This is a genomic window from Megamonas sp., assembly GCF_986095205.1.
Genome location: NZ_CFQVBI010000045.1, coordinates 36,689 through 54,960, shown reverse-complemented (window position 1 = coordinate 54,960; position 18,272 = coordinate 36,689). Strand labels below are relative to the sequence as shown.

Genomic DNA, 18,272 nt, shown 5'->3' with positions numbered 1-18,272 from the left:
CCTCTATTTATAAAAAATTTTCATTCAATCATTTACTTCACGTGCTGTCAAAAAAATCATAACTTCTGTATCACTTTTACTCTTTTGTATATGTTTAAATAAATTGCCTAATATTGGAATATCTCCTAAAAAAGGAATTTTACTCATTTGTTTTGCTTCATCACTGCCAATCAAACCGCCAATTACCATAGTTTGACCATCTTTTAGGCGAACTATCGTATCTGCTGAACGCTTTTGAAAACGATATGCTTTCATATCTTCTACATACATTGGTGAACTTACTTCTGTATGTACTTTTACTGTGATTATGCCATCTTCATTTACTCTTGGTGTACATTTTAAAATAATACCAGCTTCACGATATTTTATCGAAGTTGTAGTCGTTGAATTTGTCGTTGATACAGTAGGCACAGGAACTTCACTACCTATATTTATAACAGCTTCTTTTCCCTGTATTGTAGTAATATTTGGACGTGCTAAAATATTCGCCTTGCCATCACTTATCAAAGCATCAATCTTAGCAGCATAATAAAATTCATAAGGATAGCCATCTACACCTTTGCCAAAGCGAATCACCCCAGGAGTATTTTCATCATCATTCCATTTACGCGTTACTTCATCTACAGGTAAATAATCTGTTATTTCTTCTTTTGTACCATCTTCATTTATTACTGTATGCTTTACTGTATCATAAGTTATTTCATGCTCTGGTGATTGAGGAAGTTTTGACCATTCCCAGCTCACACCTAAATCTTTAGCAGCATCTTTTTGAATAGCAGTTACTTTTGCTTCTAATGAAACTTGTTTTTGCGGTTTGTCTTGTTCTTGTAAAAAATTTTTTATCTGTTCATATTGTTTCAAGGTTCCATAAAAACTTATTGTATTTTCGCTTTCATCAATCATCACTTTATTATTTATGGCTGTTTTTTTATCTTTATCATCTATTTTATCAGGCAAATTACCTGTTAACATCAAATTTATAGTTTGTGCTATTTTATCTAATTCTAAATAATTTACCTGCACTGTATATAAATTTATATCTTTATCTCCCTTACTTATATAAATGACATTATCTTTAAATTGATACGTATAATTATTATTTTCCGCGATAATCTTTATCATATCTTGAGCATTTATATTACTCAATTTTACAGATACATTTCCTTGTACTTCATCACTTATTACTATATTTAAATTATTTGTTAAAGCTATACTTGTGAGTAAATTTCTAATATCTACATCTACTGCTTCTAATTCATTAGCACTTACAGATATTATATTGCTACAAATTATCCCTAAAATTACAGTCAATAGTATCAAATATTTTTTAATTAAGTTTTTCATCATTAACTCCTAAGCTATTACACTAAACTCTTTAGCTTTAAGTTAAAGGGCATTTTACTTCTTTTCCTGTGTTTTCTTGCAAAATTAAATTATTTTGTCCAATCGCTAAAATTTTTATATCATTTACCATATCACCTTGTCGCACTCTATATATTTTGTCATTTATACTAAATAAAGCTACTTTCTCTTGATTAAAATCCAAAATAGCTTTTAATTTATATACATTTTGCTCATTTTCTATTGATTTTTTTACCTTCTTTTCATTTTTATTTATCGTTGATATTTGCTGTTGCTGTGTTTTCATTTCTATATTTTCATTATTTGTATTTACTTTATCTTTATTTTTTTGTTTTTCTTCAATTGTCATTATTTTACTATCTGATTTTTCTTCATGTTCAAATGAAAAAGGATTTTTTATTACTGATATATCTTTATCCATGCTATAAATCATCTTACTATTTTTATTTTTTTCCTCATCTTCACCATTTGCTGAAATAATCGTATTTCCATTTTCTACTTTTTCACTTACAGCTATTTTTGTTTTTTCTCCACCACTAAAACAATAAATAATAGCTACTATTATTACTAATATACATATTATTACCTGTTGCCATTTCTTTGGTAAATTATTCAATTTTTGAAGTTTTTCTCGTATAAATTCTTTATATTTCACCATAATAAACCTCTTTAAAAATGACAAAAAGAGGATACAAATGTATCCTCTTTCTAAAATCAACTGCAAAAATTAAAAATTATTGTTTAGCTTTTAATTCTTGAAGTTTAGGTCCCATTATGCGTTTATAAGCTTCTACACCTGGTTGGTCAAATGCGTCAACATTTGCAAATTCACCTTCGTAAGCAACGGACATAGCAAGCATGTATAAGAGTTCACCTAAATGATAAGCATTCATTTCAGGTAAGCTGAATAATGCATTGAAACGTTTGTTAGAAGCAAGAGCATCAGCATTGGACTGACGAGCAACTTCTAAAGCGTCACCCATTGTTACGCCAGAGATATCAGCAAGTTTTTTAACTTCTGGGAATACGTTAGGAATTACTAAATCATTTTCCCATTTTTCTACACGAATAAACTGAACAACTTTATCAAGCATACCTTCTTGATGTTGTTGAGTCTGAGAGTGCATGTCACGTGTACCAAGAGCAACAACTGGAGTACGACCATAGCATACTTCATTGCCTTCTTTGTCGAATTGTTTTCCTAAGGATTCAGCTAATAACTGAATGTACCACATGGATAAGGATTCAAGATAATCGCCATATGGCATCATAACTTCAATATGACGACCATATTTTTCAGAAGCGATGTATTTTAAAGCAGCATTTAACATTGCTGGGTTTTCCCAAACATCGTCAGATTTACAAGCTTCGTCCATATCTCTTGCACCGCGTAAGAATTCATCAATATCAAAGCCAATGCAAGCAGCTGTTGTAAGACCTACATCTGTAAATACAGTGAAACGTCCGCCAACTCCGTCTGGTACAGAGAATTGTGGCCAGTTATGGTCAATAGCCATCTGTTTTAATAATGTTGGTTTTTCAAGATTAGGGTCAGTTACTGCTACAACTTCTACTTCAATCTGTGGATTTTTCTTCAATGCATCATAAACTACCATGAAGTTAGACATAGTGTCGAGTGTTCCACCAGATTTAGAAATTACGATGAGCATTACTTTATAGTTGCGTTTGTAATGAGTTTTTGTAATTTCTGCACAATCTTCAAGATTATCAATTAAATCTTTTGTACGACGTGGGTCAATATTGTTACCGCTGAAATAGAATTTTGGATAACCATTTCTTTCTTCAGTGGATTTGCTATTCCAGAATTCACCACATTGAATATCGAATAACACTTTGTTACCAAGATAAGAACCACCGATACCTAAAGAAACAACTGCATCTACACGATTTCTTACAGATTCACGTAAATCTTGAAGACGTTTCATAGATTCAGGAGAATTCAAAGGTCCTTCTTGAATATATGGGCACTGGCTGAATAATACTTTTTCAGGTTCACCATCTTTGGATAAATGACCTTTGATTACGCCAGTTTCACGCATTACATTCATTGCTTTATGAGCTTCTTTTAATTTTTCACCAAAAGCTTCAATATCAGCTTTAGTTACTTTACCTTCGCCAAATAAGTTATCATAGTCAAAAGTAAAGCCAGATTTCAATTTGATACTCATGTTTTTATTTCCCCCTTAACTAAAACATATAGCCTATCATAAAATAGAACTATCCAAAATATCAAAAAAAATATATTTGAATAGTCCTATTATATCATATTTAGTTTTTATTGACGATTAATTATGCACTTATAAATATCAAATATACTTTATATATTTATTAGCCACGAATAACTGCTAAAACTTCTGCTGTTTTTTCTTCAAGAAGTTTTTTATCGCCACGAGTTTCTACATTAAGACGAACAACTGGTTCAGTATTGGAAATACGAACATTGAATCTCCATTCAGGATAATCTACACTGAAACCGTCCATTTTGCAAACTTCGCCAGTAGAACCATATTTTTCTTCAATTGCAGCCATAACAGCTTTTGCATCTGCTACTGTGCTATTGATTTCACCGCTGATTGGATAACGTTCCATGCGTTCTTTGAGCATTTCAGACATTTTGCCTTCAGCCTGGCATAATAATTCAGCAACTAAAAGCCATGTAATCATACCGCTATCGCAGAAAGAGAAATCTTTGAAGTAGTTATGTGCAGACATTTCGCCGCCATAAACAGCATCTTCTTTACGCATGCAATCTTTAATAAATGCATGACCGCTCTTACACATAACAGGTACACCGCCAGCTTCTTCAACAAGTTCAATTGTGTTCCAAGTGAGGCGTGGGTCATAGATGATTTTAGCACCAGGATTTTTATTTAAAAATGCTTTTGCTAAGAAACCAACGATATAGTAACCTTCAATCATGTCGCCATTTTCATCAAAAATAAAGCAACGGTCAAAGTCACCATCAAAAGCAACACCTAAATCTGCTTTTTCTTCACGAACAACTTTTGCAGTAGCTTCGCGGTTTTCCATTAATAATGGATTTGGTACGCCATTAGGGAATGTACCATCTGGATTGTTATTTACTTTTACAAAGTTGAATGGTAAGCGTTTTTCGAGTTCATCGATAGCTGGGCCAGCTGCACCATTACCAGAGTTTACAACAATTTTTAATGGTTTTAAAGCACTCATATCTACATAAGTTAATAAATGGTCGATATAATCTTTCATAATATCAACTTCGATAACTTTTGCAGGTACTTCAGCAGGTGTACCTAAATCGCCAGCCATAACTTTAGCTTCAATATCTTTAAGACCAGTATCACCACTGATAGGACGAGCTTCTTTACGAACTAATTTTAAACCATTGTATTCTTTTGGATTATGACTAGCAGTAATCATGATACCGCCATCTAAACCAAGATGAGCTGTTGCAAAATAAATCATTTCAGTACCACACTGACCGATATCTACAACTTCACAACCCATTTCAGTAAGACCGAGTTCTAAAGCTTTTTGAATATCTGGACCAGAAAGTCTGATGTCATGACCTACTGCAACTCTTTTAGCATTAAATAATGTTGGAAATACACGACCAATTCTATAAGCTAATTCTTCATTAACTTCTTCTGGGAATTTTCCACGAATATCATATGCTTTGAATGCTGATGATTTTAATTCCATATTCTTCACCTCAATAAATTTATAAATCTATAAATATAATATTATTATTTATCAAAATTGGCAATCTATTTTTATTTTTTTTCAGTTTATATAAATATAAAAAAATATAGAAAACTTTTTCCTATGCAAATCAAACTGATAATTTGTGTTCATAATACTTTTTCAATAAAGATTTTCTTGTAATATAAAAAGTTATCATAAGTGGCACACAAGAGCCAATCCATGCCATAGGATTTGCCCAACATGCACCGATATAACCAAATGCATCAACTAAAAATAGACCAGCTGCCGCTCTCATCACCAATTCCATGATACCTGCAAAAGTAGGAATAATGCTTTGTCCCAAACCTTGCAATGTATAACGATAAATAAATAATAAAGATAAAATTAAATAGCATGAACCATTTACAATCAAATAAATATGACCATATTCCACTACTTGTTCTTGCCCATCACCCACAAATAATCTAATTAAGATTGGACCTAAACAAATATTCATCATTCCTGCTAAAATACTAAAACCACCTGACATTAAAATACATTTATTAACGCCAGTCTTTATTCTATCCATACGACCTGCACCATAATTTTGAGCTGTATAAGCTGCCATTGCCATGCCAAAAGACATAAGTGGCATAACAGCTATCATATCTATTTTTTGAGCTGCTGCATATGCTGCTACAGCGACTTCACCTAAATTATTCAAAGGGACTTGCAAAATAATAGCACCGATAGCGATGATTGAAGCTTGAAATCCCATAGGAAGAGCTACTTTTAAATGTTGTATAGCTATTTCTCTAGAAATCTTTAAATCTTTTAATTCAAAATGTAATAGAGGTATTTTCTTTTTAATATAATATACACAACAACCACCATTGATTAATTGTGCTAATACAGTTGCAAAACCTGCACCTTGAATACCCCAGTTAAATACACCGATAAAAACTACTTCTAAAATGATGTTTAATACACAACCTAAGATTAAAAAATAAAGTGGTGTTTTACTATCTCCTAAAGCGCGAATTAAATTAGAAGACATATTAAACATCATTGTAGCTACAATTCCTAAAAAAATTACAGTTAAAAAAGTACATGCCATATCCAATACTTCTGGTGGTGTCTGTAAAAAAATAAGTGCAGGGCGAACCATTATCACGCCAAAAATAGTTACAATAACAGTTGTAATAGCACTCAAAACTACACAAGCTGCTGCACTTTTTTTCATTCCTTCTTCATCTTTTGCCCCGAAACGCTGTCCTGTGCAAATAGATAATCCAGCTGTAAAACCTATTACAAATCCAATCATAAAGAACATCAAACAGCCACTACAACCTACAGCTGCTAATGCACTTACACCGAGTAAACGACCTACAATTAAAGTATCACTTAATAAATATAATTGTTGAAATACATTACCTACAATAAGTGGCAAAGTAAACATCAAAATTAATTTGGCAGGGCTACCTGTAGTTAAATCTTTTACCATAATATCACCGTCCTTATGTATCAATCCATTTGAAAAATTTCAAATGGATTATAGCTATCTATTCTATATATTTAGTTACAAAAGTTCGTAAATTTTCTTGCAGATAAATTGCTGTAAATTCTAAAGCCTGCGATGATGGTGCTAAGCGATTATAGTGAAAAACTTTTTCTTTATTCACCATATAATCGCAAGGATATGGTATTACATCTACACCTAATTTATTAAAATTAACAACTGCTCTTTCCATATGAAAAGCTGATGTTACAAGTAAAGGCTGTTTATACTTTCTTGATTTTAAAATATTAGTACTATACTCTGCATTTTGTGTTGTATTTAAGCTACGATTTTCTAATAAAATCATATCTTCAGATACACCGAGTTCTTTCAAAATACGTCTGGCAATATCTGCTTCTCTACCACTATCTTCATAAATTTGTCCACCAGATACAATAATTGGTATACCTAATTTCTTCTGTAAGCGAACAGCTGTAAGTAATCGATTTGCTGGTATACTGCATAAAGTCCCTGTTCCAGTAACATCTGGTGTATCGCCTGTAGCTCCACCACCTAAAACAATAATTACATCTGCATTAGGTAAATGTTTTGGTGGGTCATAAGCATCTTCTAATCTACCAATTAACATACTTGCTACATAAGAAGTTGATGCTAAATAAAAAATAAATGTAACAAATGTAATAGCTATTGCTAGTCTTGTTTGTTTTCTTTTTTTACAACAATAAGCTATAAATAAAAATAAAACAAAAAATATACCTGGCGGTAATACCCAACTAGCACCAAATTTTAAAAACTCAATCATAAAATTCCTTTCTTTTCTAATAAATTGTCACAATTTTTTTTAATCTATGATAAAATATTAATAAATAATATTTTATTTTTGGAGGGTTTTACTATGATTTTCACAGAACATGAAATTGTCCGCAAAGAAAAAGCAAATGGTGGTAAAGGTCATATCATTATTGAACATTTACTCACTAAAAACGAATTAAAAGAACAATGCGGTATGTTCGCTCATGTTACTTTAGAGCCAAATTGTTCTTTAGGCTATCATGAACATCACGGTAACGGCGAAGCTTATTATATCACTAAAGGCAGTGGTCTTTACAGTGATAACGGAAATATTATTGAAGTTAAAGCTGGTGATGTTGTCTTCTGTCCAGATGGAGAAGGTCATGGCATCGAAAACACATCTTCTTCTGAAAATCTAGAATTCACAGCTCTTATTATCAATACAGTTAAATAAAAATATTGTAGCTACTAAATTAATCAATTTAGTAGCTACTTTTATTTTAACACAATATTTATTTTCGTACACCAATTTGATAATAATTTAAGCCATGACTTTTTACTGTTTTTGCTTTATAAATATTTCGTCCATCAAAAATATCATTGCCCTTCATTCTTGCAGCAATTTCCATGAAATCTGGACTTTGGAATTCTTTCCATTCAGTGACAATCACTAAAGCATCCACATCATTTAGAGCATCATATTTATTATTTATATACTCTACTTCTACATCTTTAAGATAAAAAGATTTTGCCATATTCATAGCTTGAGGGTCGTATGCTTGTACTTTTGCTCCACGTTGTTTCAATTCTTCAATCAATCTGATTGATGGAGCTTCTCGCATATCATCTGTTCCAGGTTTAAAAGCTAATCCCCAGATTGCAATTTTTTTATCACTTAAATCTTCACCTAAAACTTCTGTGATACTATGCACTAATACCATCTTTTGACGAGAATTTACATTTTCTACAGATGATAATAATTCTGGTTCATAATCATGTTCTTTACTTGTTTTAATCAAAGCTTTTACATCTTTAGGGAAACAACTTCCACCATAACCACAACCTGGATTTAAGAAACTATACCCAATGCGAGAATCACTTGCGATGCCACGTCTTACTTTATTGATATCAGCTCCTACGCGTTCACTGATATTAGCGATTTCATTGATAAAAGAAATCTTAGTAGCAAGCATAGCATTTGCAGCGTATTTTGTGAGTTCTGCACTTTTGATATCCATAGTTACGAAAAATTCACTAGAACGAATAAATGGTTCATATAATTCTTGCATAACTTCTATTGATTTTGCATTTTCAGAGCCAATAACCACTCTATCTGGATGCATAAAATCTTGGCAAGCATTACCTTCTTTTAAAAATTCAGGATTAGATATAACATCAAATTTTAAATCACTACCACGTTTATCTAATTCTTCTTGAATTACAGCTTTTACTTTATCTCCAGTTCCCACTGGTACTGTTGATTTATCCACGATATACATATCATGAATCATATATTGACCGATTTCACGTGCTGCATTCATTACATATTGTAAATCAGCACTGCCATCTTCGCCCATAGGTGTTCCCACTGCGATAAAACAAATATCACTTTCTTTTAAAGCTTCTTTTATATCAGTTGTGAATTTCAAATTGCCTCGCTGTTGAGCTGATTTTACCATTTGTTCTAGACCTGGCTCATATATAGGAATTATTCCCTTTTTCAAATTTTCAATTTTTTGCTCTGCCACATCAACGCAAATAACATTATTTCCTGTAGCGGCAAAACAAGTTCCTGTAACAAGTCCTACATAACCTGTTCCTATCATTGCAACTTTCATTAATATTTACACCTCTATATATAAAATCGCTCACAAATTTATTTATACTTAGTATATTTTGCCTTATTTATGTCTAAATATCAAGAAATTATTTACAAATAACGAATTGTCATTTTATAATAGTACAAATAATAATAAACAATATATATACTATAAAATAAAGGATTGTGATTTTCTATGAAAAAATTTTCTTATACAACTTCTGGTACTTGTTCAAAACTTATAAATTTCAGCCTTGATGAAAACAATATCATTCATGATGTAGAATTCATCGGTGGTTGTAACGGAAATCTTCAAGGTATCAGCAAGTTAATCGAAGGTCAATCTGCTCAAAATGTCATTGATAAATGTCAAGGTATACATTGTGGTATGCGTCCTACTTCTTGCCCTGATCAATTATCTAGAGCTTTAAGTGAAGCTATTCAAAAATAATAAATTATAAAGGGTGATTTTTATGCTTTTTGATACTCATCTGCATACAAAATTTTCTGCTGACTCTAAAATGTCTATCGAAGATGCCATCTTAAGTGCTAAACAACAAAATATAGGCTTAGTACTCACAGAACATTTAGATTATGATTTTCCTGGTGATGATATCTATGAGTTTAACCCCCAACAATATTTTCAAGAATATTCTAGCTACCAATCAAAAACACTCTATTTAGGTGTAGAAGTTGGTATGCAAGAACATACTCTTATTCAAAGTAAAAAATTTGTCGAAAGTGCTCCTTTTGACCAAGTTATTTGCTCATTGCATTTATTAGATGGTAAAGATTTATTTTATGAATCCTGTTATACTGAAGATAAGCATACTGTATATCTAAACTATTTAAACACAATGATAAAATTAATCAAACAACATGATTTTGCTAATATACTAGGTCATGTAGATTATATTTGTCGTTATGCTCCATATGCAAAAAAAGATATTTGCTATGAAGAATTCCATGACACTATTGATATTCTTTGGCAGACAATCATTGACAAAGGTATTGTGCCTGAACTAAATACTAGACGTTTTGATAACTCTAATAATATATCTATTTTATTAAAATTATATGAACGCTATGCTATGCTTGGTGGTAAATATGTAAGTATAGGCTCTGATGCACATAAACCAGAAAATATAGGTTTTGCCTTTAAAGAAGCTTATGCATTACTTGATAAATTAAATTTACAACCAGTATATTTTGTCAATCGTCAAATGCAACTCAGTAAAATTTAAAATAAACATTAGAAAGAAGGGTTTGTATGTCCTTAAAAAAAGCTATTTCTACAGGATTGTGTATTTCTTTACTATTTACATCTGGAACTCCTGCTCTAGCTGGCAGTTTAAATAGTACAAATACAGCTCAGCCTCCATCTTATAATTATAATGTTTTAGACTCTACTAATCTCCAATCAAAATTATTATTAGTTGAGCAATCTGTATATGGACAAGAGCAAACAGGTGCCCTATTAGATAGAATTAGTCGCCTAGAAACAGATTTTTATGGTAAAACATCTAGTTCTAAAACAGCGCTTAGCGACCGTATAAATACATTATATTCCACTATGTTTGATAATAGCGTTCGTCCTTCTGCTATTACACAAATGAATGGTATTGAATGGTTTTTAAGTCGCCATGTTTCCATAAAATCTATTACTGATAGATTAACTACATTAGAAACTCAAATCTATGGTAAACCAATAACTGGCACATTACAAAAACGTATGAATGATTTGGCTATGCTTGCTTATGGCAATTCAGATACTAAAACACCTCTTATAGCCACTACTATTCCTGTAGATACATTAGTTAAAATAAAATTAGTTACACCACTCAATACAGAAACTTCTAAAGTTGGTGATAAAGTAAAATTCCAAGCAGCTGAAGATGTTATTTATAATGGTCAGTTAATCATCGCAGCAGGTGCTCCTGGTGAAGGTGTTGTCACTAAAGTAAAAAGCGCTAGAAACTTCGGTCGCAATGGTGAAATTGATGTAGACTTCCAACAAATTCAAGCATTTGATGGAACATATATTCAAACAACTTTAGGTGATAAAGCAAAAAAAGAAATTGAAAACTTAGCTATGGCTGCTGGTGCAAGTATAGCAGGTATTGCGCTTTTAGGGCCAATAGGTATTGTCGGCGGAATTTTCGTCAATGGTAAAGATATTGACTTACCTACAGGTACAGAATCTTATATTCAAACTAAAACAGCAACTAATATCTATGCTATTCAAACAAATTTAGATGATAATTTCAAAGTAAATACACCGCCAATTACTGAAGAAGAATCCTACTCTAGCTCAACAGATACTTCATCTAATTCAGATGTTAATACTTCTACATCTACAACTACAGAAAATAATTCTTCTTCCAGTAGTACAGATTATAATACAAATACTTCATCTTCAAATAATGATATTTCTGCAGAAAACAATATTTATGATTATGAATATTAATTTTTTATAGAGACCAGATAATATCTGGTCTCTTTTTCTAAGGAGGATTTTATTTTGGACGAGGCTCAACTTCGCTTTCTATTTGTATTTACAGATTTAATTGCTCCACTTGTTGCTGGTTATTTATGTTATCGCTATCAAGTAATCACACAAGATTTTTGTAATAAACTTATAAAAATCAATATTCGTTTAGTCGTTTCCATCTTATCTTTTTTAAGCTTTTGGACTTTAAAAATAAGCACAGATTTATTATGGCTTCCTTTATTTGGTTTTTTAGCCTGCATTATTCCTGGATTGATTGCCAAATATACATTTGCTTCTAGTTATAAAAATCTAAATGACCGCGGTGCTTATATGATGGCATCTATGCTATCTAATATTGGTACTTTATCTGGTCTATGTGCTTTTATAGTTTATGGTATTCAAGGCTTTGCCTATCTCCAAATTGTAGCCATGTTCCAAACTTTATTTACATTAAGCGTATGCTTTCCTTTAGCTAATTATTATCATTCAAAAGCTAGCCGTAGACATCATCAAAAAAATCAAATCAGTATTCGCAAATTATTATTCAATCTCAATCAATTACCAGTTTTAGCAATGATTATCGGTTTTGGTTTAGCTTTAAAAAATATCCCTACACCACAAATTGGTTATGATATTTTTAATTATTTAGTACATATAGGTGCTTGGGCAGGTCTATTTCCTGTTGGTTATATCACTAGATTTGATAAAGCCAAATATTTTTTACGTAAAACAAGTGATATCATTGTAGTAAAATTTATTGTACTTCCTTTAATCGCCTATTTTGTTGTGATTTATCTTTTCAACGACCCTATTTTAATTGGCAGCATGATTATCGCCTTTTCTGCTCCAACTGCAATCAATGCTGTACTTGCTTGTAGCATATATAAATTAAATGTAAACATCGCTATTTCTTCATTTCTTTCCACAACAATCATCTTCTTACTGATAATATTCCCTCTATATTTCTTTGTAATTAAAGATTTAATCATACCTTAATCAATAATAAAAAAGTAAATAAGTAGTTTATAACTACTTATTAAAAATAATTTTAAGAAAATTTATTTTTGTCTTTACATGTACATTGTATACATGATACAATATGCATATAGAGAAGATAAATTTTCGCGGAGGCGATTTAAATGCGTATAGAACATGATTTTTTAGGTGAACTTGAAGTTCCTGATAATGCTTATTATGGTGTACAAAGTCTTAGAGGTTCTCATAATTTTAACATCACTGGACAAAAACTAGATTCCGATTTTATCATCGCACTTGCTATGGTAAAAAAAGCTGCTGCTATGGCAAATTTAAAAACAGCTCGTCTTGATAGTAAAATTGCAAAAGCTTTAATAGCAGCTGCTGATGAAATTATTGCTGGAAAATTACATGATAATTTTATTGTTGATCCTATTCAAGGTGGCGCAGGTACTTCTATCAATATGAATATGAATGAAGTACTTTGTAATCGTGCCTTAGAAATTATCGGAAAGAAAAAAGGCCGTTATGATATTATTTCTCCAAATAATCATGCTAATATGGCTCAATCTACAAATGATGCTTTTCCAACAGCTATAAAATTATGTATTATTTTAAAATCTCGCAAATTAAAAATTGCTTTAAAACGTTTATCTTGGGAATTAGAACGCAAAGCTCAAGAATTTAAAGATGTTCTCAAAATGGGTAGAACACATCTTCAAGATGCCGTGCCTATTACTTTAGGGCAGGAAATGTCTGCTTATGCTTCCGGTGTAAATCGCGGTTTACGTCGCATCGAACATGCTTTAATCAATTTGCACTATATCAACATGGGCGGGACAGCTATCGGCACTGGATTAAATGCTGAACCTAATTACATTCCTGAAGTTGCTAAAATTTTATCTGTATTAGCTGAAGAAGATTTCCATGTAGCTGAAAATTTAATTGATGCTACTAATAATACAGATGGATTTGCTGATATGTCTTCTGCTTTAAAAAATACAGCACTTATGCTCATAAAAATGGCAAATGATTTCCGTTTAATGGCTTCTGGCCCTCGTTGCGGTTTAAATGAATTAAAATTACCAGCTCGTCAACCAGGTTCTTCCATCATGCCAGGAAAAGTAAATCCTGTTATCGCCGAAGTTTTAAATCAGACTTGTTATCAAATCATCGGCAATGATACTGCCATCTGCCTTGCTGTTGAAAATGGTCAATTTGAATTAAATGTTATGGAACCTGTAATTGCATTTAACCTCTTTAATTCCTTAAAATATATGACAAATGCTGTTAATACTTTTGTTGATAATCTCTTAATAGATTTAGAAGCTAATAAAGAACAATGCTACACTTGGCTCAATCATAGTGTAGGTACAATCACAGCATTACTTCCTCATATTGGCTATGAAAATGCTTCTATGATCGCTAAAGAAGCTTATCAAACTAATAAACCTGTACGTGAAATCATCTTAAGTAAAAATCTATTAACTGAAGAAGAATTAGATATTATCTTATCTCCAAGTGAAATGACTCGTCCTGGTATTGCTGGTGATAAATTATTAAAAGAAAATCTTCGCAAAAGAGCTTAATATAAAAATTACCCCTAGTAATAAAATTTACTAGGGGTTTATTTTATTTTGTATTTATTTTTGCCATTAATGCTGGTAATTCTTTAATATCATTGATTATATAAGCTGGATTTTCTACTTTGCCGAAACCATAACTTGCAAAAATCATAGGAATGTTTGCCATTTCGCAAGCTTCAAAATCGCCTTGTGTATCGCCTACATAAATAGCTTCATCTATATTATTTTTTTTCATCAATAATTTAATAGTTTCGCCCTTATGCAATCCTGTATCACCATAACATAAATGGTCTTTTACTTTATTTGTCATATTTGCATATCTTAAAGTTGTTTCAATATAACCTACCTGACAATTACTTACGACATATAAATTATAATCTTTTGCCAATTCGTTTAAAGTATCAATAACACCATCATAAAAAACGCCTGAATTTTTTTCTAAATAAGCATCTTCATAATCATAACAAGCCTGACAAACTTCAGCACGTTTTTCATCATCTAAATCTGGTAACATAAGTCTACCAATTTCATCCATGGTTTTACCGAATAATTTTTTTAATTTATCGCCATCTAAATTTGCTTTAATTCCTGCTTTTTCCCAAATAGCTTCATTCCAACTTTCAGCTACTACATCAGTAGAATCCCACAAAGTACCATCAATATCAAAAATAATATTTTTCATAGAAATCTCCTTATTATAAAAGTATTTATTTTCATTTTAAGAAAAATTTTGAAATTAATCAACAATAATTTATCTAAAAAAGAAGACTTTTATTTTAATTATAAACACGAATAGATAATAAAAAACATACTATTTACAACTATACAATTATAAAATCATATTTATAAAAATAGTATTGACAAAAAAAGATTTTATGTTTATAGTATTAGACAAAGACAAATGCAATGAACAGGAAAAGTATATTTGTGAAGTTTTCAGAGAGTTATGGTTTGGTGCGACATAATAATATAGCAAATAGAAATACACCTGTGAGCTACTGGCTGAACATTTATTTAGTAGGCTTAGTCGGAATGCCACCGTTATCATAGGCTAGGGTATGTTAGTACCTGAATAAAGTGGCTTGCTAATAGCAAGAAGGGTGGTACCACGGGTTAATTACAGCTCGTCCCTATTTTAGGGACGAGCTTTTTTGCATTTATTTTTAAATAATAAAACTACTCAATTACTTAGCAATTTAGGAGGAATATATATTATGATTATCGTTATGAAACCAGAGGCTACAACTGCTGAATTAGAGGCTGTAAAAGATAAAATTACTGATGCAGGTTTAAATTTTCACCTTTCTCAAGGTTCTTCTCGTACTATCGTAGGTGTTATTGGTGATAAGAAAAAAATTGCTACACTACAAATGAATAGTTTCGGTGGTGTAGAAAAAACTGTTTCCATCACTGAAAAATATAAATTAGTAAGCCGTGATTTCAAAAAAGAGGATAGCATTATTGATGTAAATGGTGTTAAAATTGGTGGTGGTCATCTCGCTATCATGTCTGGCCCTTGTGCTGTTGAAAGCAAAGAACAATTGCTTGAAGCTGCTAAATCTGTAAAAGCTTGTGGCGCACAATTTTTACGCGGTGGTGCATTTAAACCTCGTACTTCTCCATATGATTTCCAAGGATTAGCTGAAGAAGGTTTAAAAATGCTTCGTGAAGTAGCTGATGAAGTAGGTCTTAATGTTGTAACTGAAATCGTAAATATCAACGATTTAGATATGATTTGCAAATACGCTGATATGCTTCAAATCGGTGCTCGCAATATGCAAAACTTCCAATTATTAAAAGAAGTCGGTCATACAAATAAACCTGTACTTTTAAAACGCGGTCTTAGTGCTACAATCAGTGAATGGTTAAATGCTGCAGAATACATCGCTAGCGGTGGTAATTACAATATCGTACTTTGCGAACGTGGTATTAGAACATATGAAACATTCACTCGTAATACTTTAGATTTAAGTGCTGTAGCTGCTGTTAAAGAATTATCTCATTTGCCTATCATCGTAGACCCAAGTCATGGTACTGGTCGTTGGCAAATGGTTCGCCCTATGGCTCGTGCTGCTATCGCTGCTGGTGCTGATGGCTTAATGATTGAAGTACATCCACATCCTGAAGTAGCTCTAAGCGATGGCGACCAATCACTTAAACCAGATAATTTTGCAGTTGTTATGCAGGAAGTTCGTCAGATTGCACAAATGATGGGGAAAACATTATGAATACAGAAAAAACACCAAAATTACATTTAGCCATTTTAGGTGTAGGTCTTATCGGTGGTGCTTTCGGTATGGCACTAAAAGATAAATTACAAGATGATATCTTCATCACTGGTAATACTCGCACTGAAAAATCTTTACATGAAGCAAAAGCTCTAAAGGCAATTGATGAAGGTTTTTTAGACCCAATAGAATGTGTACAAGGTGCTGATATTATTTATCTCAGCACTCCTGTATTACAAATTGTGCCTTTAGTAAAAAAAATATTACCATATTTAAAACCAGGTGCAATTTTAACAGATGCAGGCAGTACAAAATCCTTTATTGCCAAACAAATCATGGATTTACTTCCTGAAAATATTTATTATGTAGCTGGTCATCCTATGACAGGACGTGAAAAAAGCGGTGTAACAGCTGCTCATAAGGATTTATTCAATAATAAATGTTATGTAATCGTCAAAGATACAGGTGCTCCAGCCAAAATAGTTGAAAAAATCGTCAATCTAATAAAATTAACTAATGCTAATATTACAACTCTCACTTTAGAAGAACATGACAGATGTGCTTCTATCATCAGTCATATTCCTCATATCACAGCAGCTGCACTAGTTAATCTTTTAGATAAAAACCCTAACGATTTAGAATCTTGCATCACTCTTGCTGGTGGTGGATTTAAAGATACTACGCGCATTGCTTCCTCTAATGCTGATATGTGGGCAGATATATGTATCTCTAACAGTGAGCCTATTATCGAACATCTATCACAACTTCAATCACTACTAAGCGGAGTAATCACTTCTATTGCCAAAAAAGACCGCCAAGCCATTCATGATTATTTTGTTGAATCAAAAACAAGACGCGATATGATACTAGAAGAAACAAAGGACAAATATGATTTAATTTAGGTGAAAAATGCAACACAAAGCTTATAGTTTTCTAATTATCGCTTGTCTTCTATGGGGATTTCAACCTGTTACTATAAAAATAGTAACGCAAGAAATGAATATCTTAACGATAATTCCTCTTAGATTTCTTATTGTCAGTATAATCTTATTCATTATCATGAAAATAACAAATGAAAAAAATTTTTTACCACCAAAAAAATGTCTATTAACTTTATGTTTAATGGGCTTTTTTGGTATTACAGTAAGTAATGGTATTCAATTCACAGGACTGCAATATTCCTCTGTTGGTAATATGACATTAATCAGTACTACAGCTCCTGTCATCACTGTTATTTTAGCTAGAATTTTTCTTAATGAACGCTTAAATTTAATTCAAATAATAGGTATAATAATTTCTTTTTTTGGTACCTTATACCTATTGAGTGGAGGTACGCTTTCCACATTTACCCAAATGAATTTTAACAAAGGAGATATTTATTTCTTCATCGGTGAAGTAGCTTGGGTCATATATATTTTACTTAGTATTCCTATACTCAAAAAAATATCAGTATTATCAGCCACTGCTTGGTCTGGATTGTTCGGCTCTATTTTAACAGCACTATTTGCCCACTATAGTGTAGGCTTACAAATAGTGCCATTATCCACTCTTGGTATTTATTCATTCTTATTTATCATTTTAGGTGGCGGTATAACTGCTATGATTTGCTGGAATTTAGGCACTAAAAAAGTAGGTGCTAGTAATTCTGCTATATTTTTAAATCTATTGCCTGTAATTGGTATTATCTCTGCATATTTTACATTGAATGAACCAATTACCATGCAAAAAATTATAAGTGGCATTTTTATTATATTTGGCGTATATGTAACAACTCACAGTCATAAATTTGTAAAAAATGCTCATTAAAAAAGACGAT

Annotated in this window: 17 protein-coding genes and 1 other annotated feature; of the genes, 9 read left to right on the top strand and 8 right to left on the bottom strand. The window is 31.7% G+C overall.

Going from position 1 to position 18,272, the window contains the following annotated elements; translation table 11 throughout:
• Nucleotides 1–24: 24 nt before the first annotated feature.
• From AC5LAX_RS06400 to AC5LAX_RS06375, 6 genes are all read right to left on the bottom strand, one after another.
• Nucleotides 25–1,344, bottom strand: coding sequence for a type II secretion system protein GspD (locus AC5LAX_RS06400; RefSeq protein ID WP_288909437.1), 1,320 nt, complete (start codon nucleotides 1,342–1,344; stop codon nucleotides 25–27).
• A gap of 37 nt (nucleotides 1,345–1,381) precedes the next feature.
• Nucleotides 1,382–2,020 carry a hypothetical protein gene (locus AC5LAX_RS06395; RefSeq protein ID WP_288909436.1) on the bottom strand — a complete coding sequence of 213 codons (639 nt, stop codon included), beginning with the start codon at nucleotides 2,018–2,020 and terminating at the stop codon, nucleotides 1,382–1,384.
• Between the two features lie 76 nt (nucleotides 2,021–2,096).
• Nucleotides 2,097–3,551 carry a phosphoglucose isomerase-related protein gene (locus AC5LAX_RS06390; protein ID WP_288909435.1) on the bottom strand — a complete coding sequence of 485 codons (1,455 nt, stop codon included), beginning with the start codon at nucleotides 3,549–3,551 and terminating at the stop codon, nucleotides 2,097–2,099.
• 160 nt (nucleotides 3,552–3,711) lie between these two features.
• Nucleotides 3,712–5,064, bottom strand: a complete 1,353-nt coding sequence (locus AC5LAX_RS06385; RefSeq protein WP_117976340.1) for a phosphohexomutase domain-containing protein — start codon at nucleotides 5,062–5,064, stop codon at nucleotides 3,712–3,714.
• A 130-nt stretch (nucleotides 5,065–5,194) separates the two neighbouring features.
• A complete protein-coding gene (locus AC5LAX_RS06380) occupies nucleotides 5,195–6,550 on the bottom strand; it encodes an MATE family efflux transporter (RefSeq protein ID WP_117464241.1) in 1,356 nt (451 codons plus the stop codon).
• A 58-nt stretch (nucleotides 6,551–6,608) separates the two neighbouring features.
• Nucleotides 6,609–7,367: a YdcF family protein gene (locus AC5LAX_RS06375; protein WP_008539691.1), complete on the bottom strand. Its 759-nt coding sequence runs from the start codon at nucleotides 7,365–7,367 to the stop codon at nucleotides 6,609–6,611.
• A 93-nt stretch (nucleotides 7,368–7,460) separates the two neighbouring features.
• Here AC5LAX_RS06375 and AC5LAX_RS06370 point away from each other — a divergent pair, with 93 nt between their 5' ends.
• On the top strand, nucleotides 7,461–7,811 hold the full coding sequence (locus tag AC5LAX_RS06370; protein ID WP_008539690.1) for a cupin domain-containing protein: 351 nt from the start codon (nucleotides 7,461–7,463) through the stop codon (nucleotides 7,809–7,811).
• 58 nt (nucleotides 7,812–7,869) lie between these two features.
• Here AC5LAX_RS06370 and AC5LAX_RS06365 read toward each other — a convergent pair whose 3' ends face one another.
• Complete coding sequence (locus tag AC5LAX_RS06365; protein ID WP_008539688.1) at nucleotides 7,870–9,195, bottom strand: UDP-glucose dehydrogenase family protein; 1,326 nt, start codon at nucleotides 9,193–9,195, stop codon at nucleotides 7,870–7,872.
• 177 nt (nucleotides 9,196–9,372) lie between these two features.
• Between AC5LAX_RS06365 and AC5LAX_RS06360 the strand changes: the two genes are divergently transcribed.
• The 5 genes from AC5LAX_RS06360 (at nucleotide 9,373) to AC5LAX_RS06340 (ending at nucleotide 14,231) form a co-directional block, all read left to right on the top strand.
• Nucleotides 9,373–9,627, top strand: a complete 255-nt coding sequence (locus tag AC5LAX_RS06360) for a TIGR03905 family TSCPD domain-containing protein (protein ID WP_008539685.1) — start codon at nucleotides 9,373–9,375, stop codon at nucleotides 9,625–9,627.
• 22 nt (nucleotides 9,628–9,649) lie between these two features.
• Complete coding sequence (locus AC5LAX_RS06355) at nucleotides 9,650–10,420, top strand: histidinol-phosphatase HisJ family protein (protein WP_115152123.1); 771 nt, start codon at nucleotides 9,650–9,652, stop codon at nucleotides 10,418–10,420.
• A 26-nt stretch (nucleotides 10,421–10,446) separates the two neighbouring features.
• Nucleotides 10,447–11,643: a hypothetical protein gene (locus AC5LAX_RS06350; protein ID WP_288909434.1), complete on the top strand. Its 1,197-nt coding sequence runs from the start codon at nucleotides 10,447–10,449 to the stop codon at nucleotides 11,641–11,643.
• 54 nt (nucleotides 11,644–11,697) lie between these two features.
• Nucleotides 11,698–12,663, top strand: coding sequence for an AEC family transporter (locus AC5LAX_RS06345; protein ID WP_288909433.1), 966 nt, complete (start codon nucleotides 11,698–11,700; stop codon nucleotides 12,661–12,663).
• Nucleotides 12,664–12,806: 143 nt separating this feature from the next.
• On the top strand, nucleotides 12,807–14,231 hold the full coding sequence (locus AC5LAX_RS06340) for an aspartate ammonia-lyase (protein WP_117585562.1): 1,425 nt from the start codon (nucleotides 12,807–12,809) through the stop codon (nucleotides 14,229–14,231).
• 43 nt (nucleotides 14,232–14,274) lie between these two features.
• On the opposite strand, the gene AC5LAX_RS06335 is transcribed toward AC5LAX_RS06340, so the two are convergent.
• Nucleotides 14,275–14,910 (bottom strand): HAD family hydrolase, encoded by a 636-nt coding sequence (locus AC5LAX_RS06335; RefSeq protein ID WP_204922252.1) that lies wholly within the window; start codon nucleotides 14,908–14,910, stop codon nucleotides 14,275–14,277.
• A gap of 215 nt (nucleotides 14,911–15,125) precedes the next feature.
• Nucleotides 15,126–15,363: a binding site (T-box leader), on the top strand.
• A 79-nt stretch (nucleotides 15,364–15,442) separates the two neighbouring features.
• Between AC5LAX_RS06335 and aroF the strand changes: the two genes are divergently transcribed.
• Genes aroF through AC5LAX_RS06320 form a run of 3 tightly spaced genes read left to right on the top strand, consistent with a single transcriptional unit; the run spans nucleotide 15,443 to nucleotide 18,262 of the window.
• Nucleotides 15,443–16,456, top strand: a complete 1,014-nt coding sequence (gene aroF / locus AC5LAX_RS06330; protein WP_288909432.1) for a 3-deoxy-7-phosphoheptulonate synthase — start codon at nucleotides 15,443–15,445, stop codon at nucleotides 16,454–16,456.
• Nucleotides 16,453–17,358 (top strand): prephenate dehydrogenase, encoded by a 906-nt coding sequence (locus AC5LAX_RS06325; protein ID WP_288909431.1) that lies wholly within the window; start codon nucleotides 16,453–16,455, stop codon nucleotides 17,356–17,358. The genes aroF and AC5LAX_RS06325 overlap by 4 nt, the downstream gene beginning before the upstream one ends.
• Nucleotides 17,359–17,365: 7 nt before the next feature.
• Nucleotides 17,366–18,262, top strand: a complete 897-nt coding sequence (locus tag AC5LAX_RS06320; RefSeq protein WP_075554805.1) for a DMT family transporter — start codon at nucleotides 17,366–17,368, stop codon at nucleotides 18,260–18,262.
• The last annotated feature ends 10 nt before the right edge of the window (nucleotides 18,263–18,272 follow it).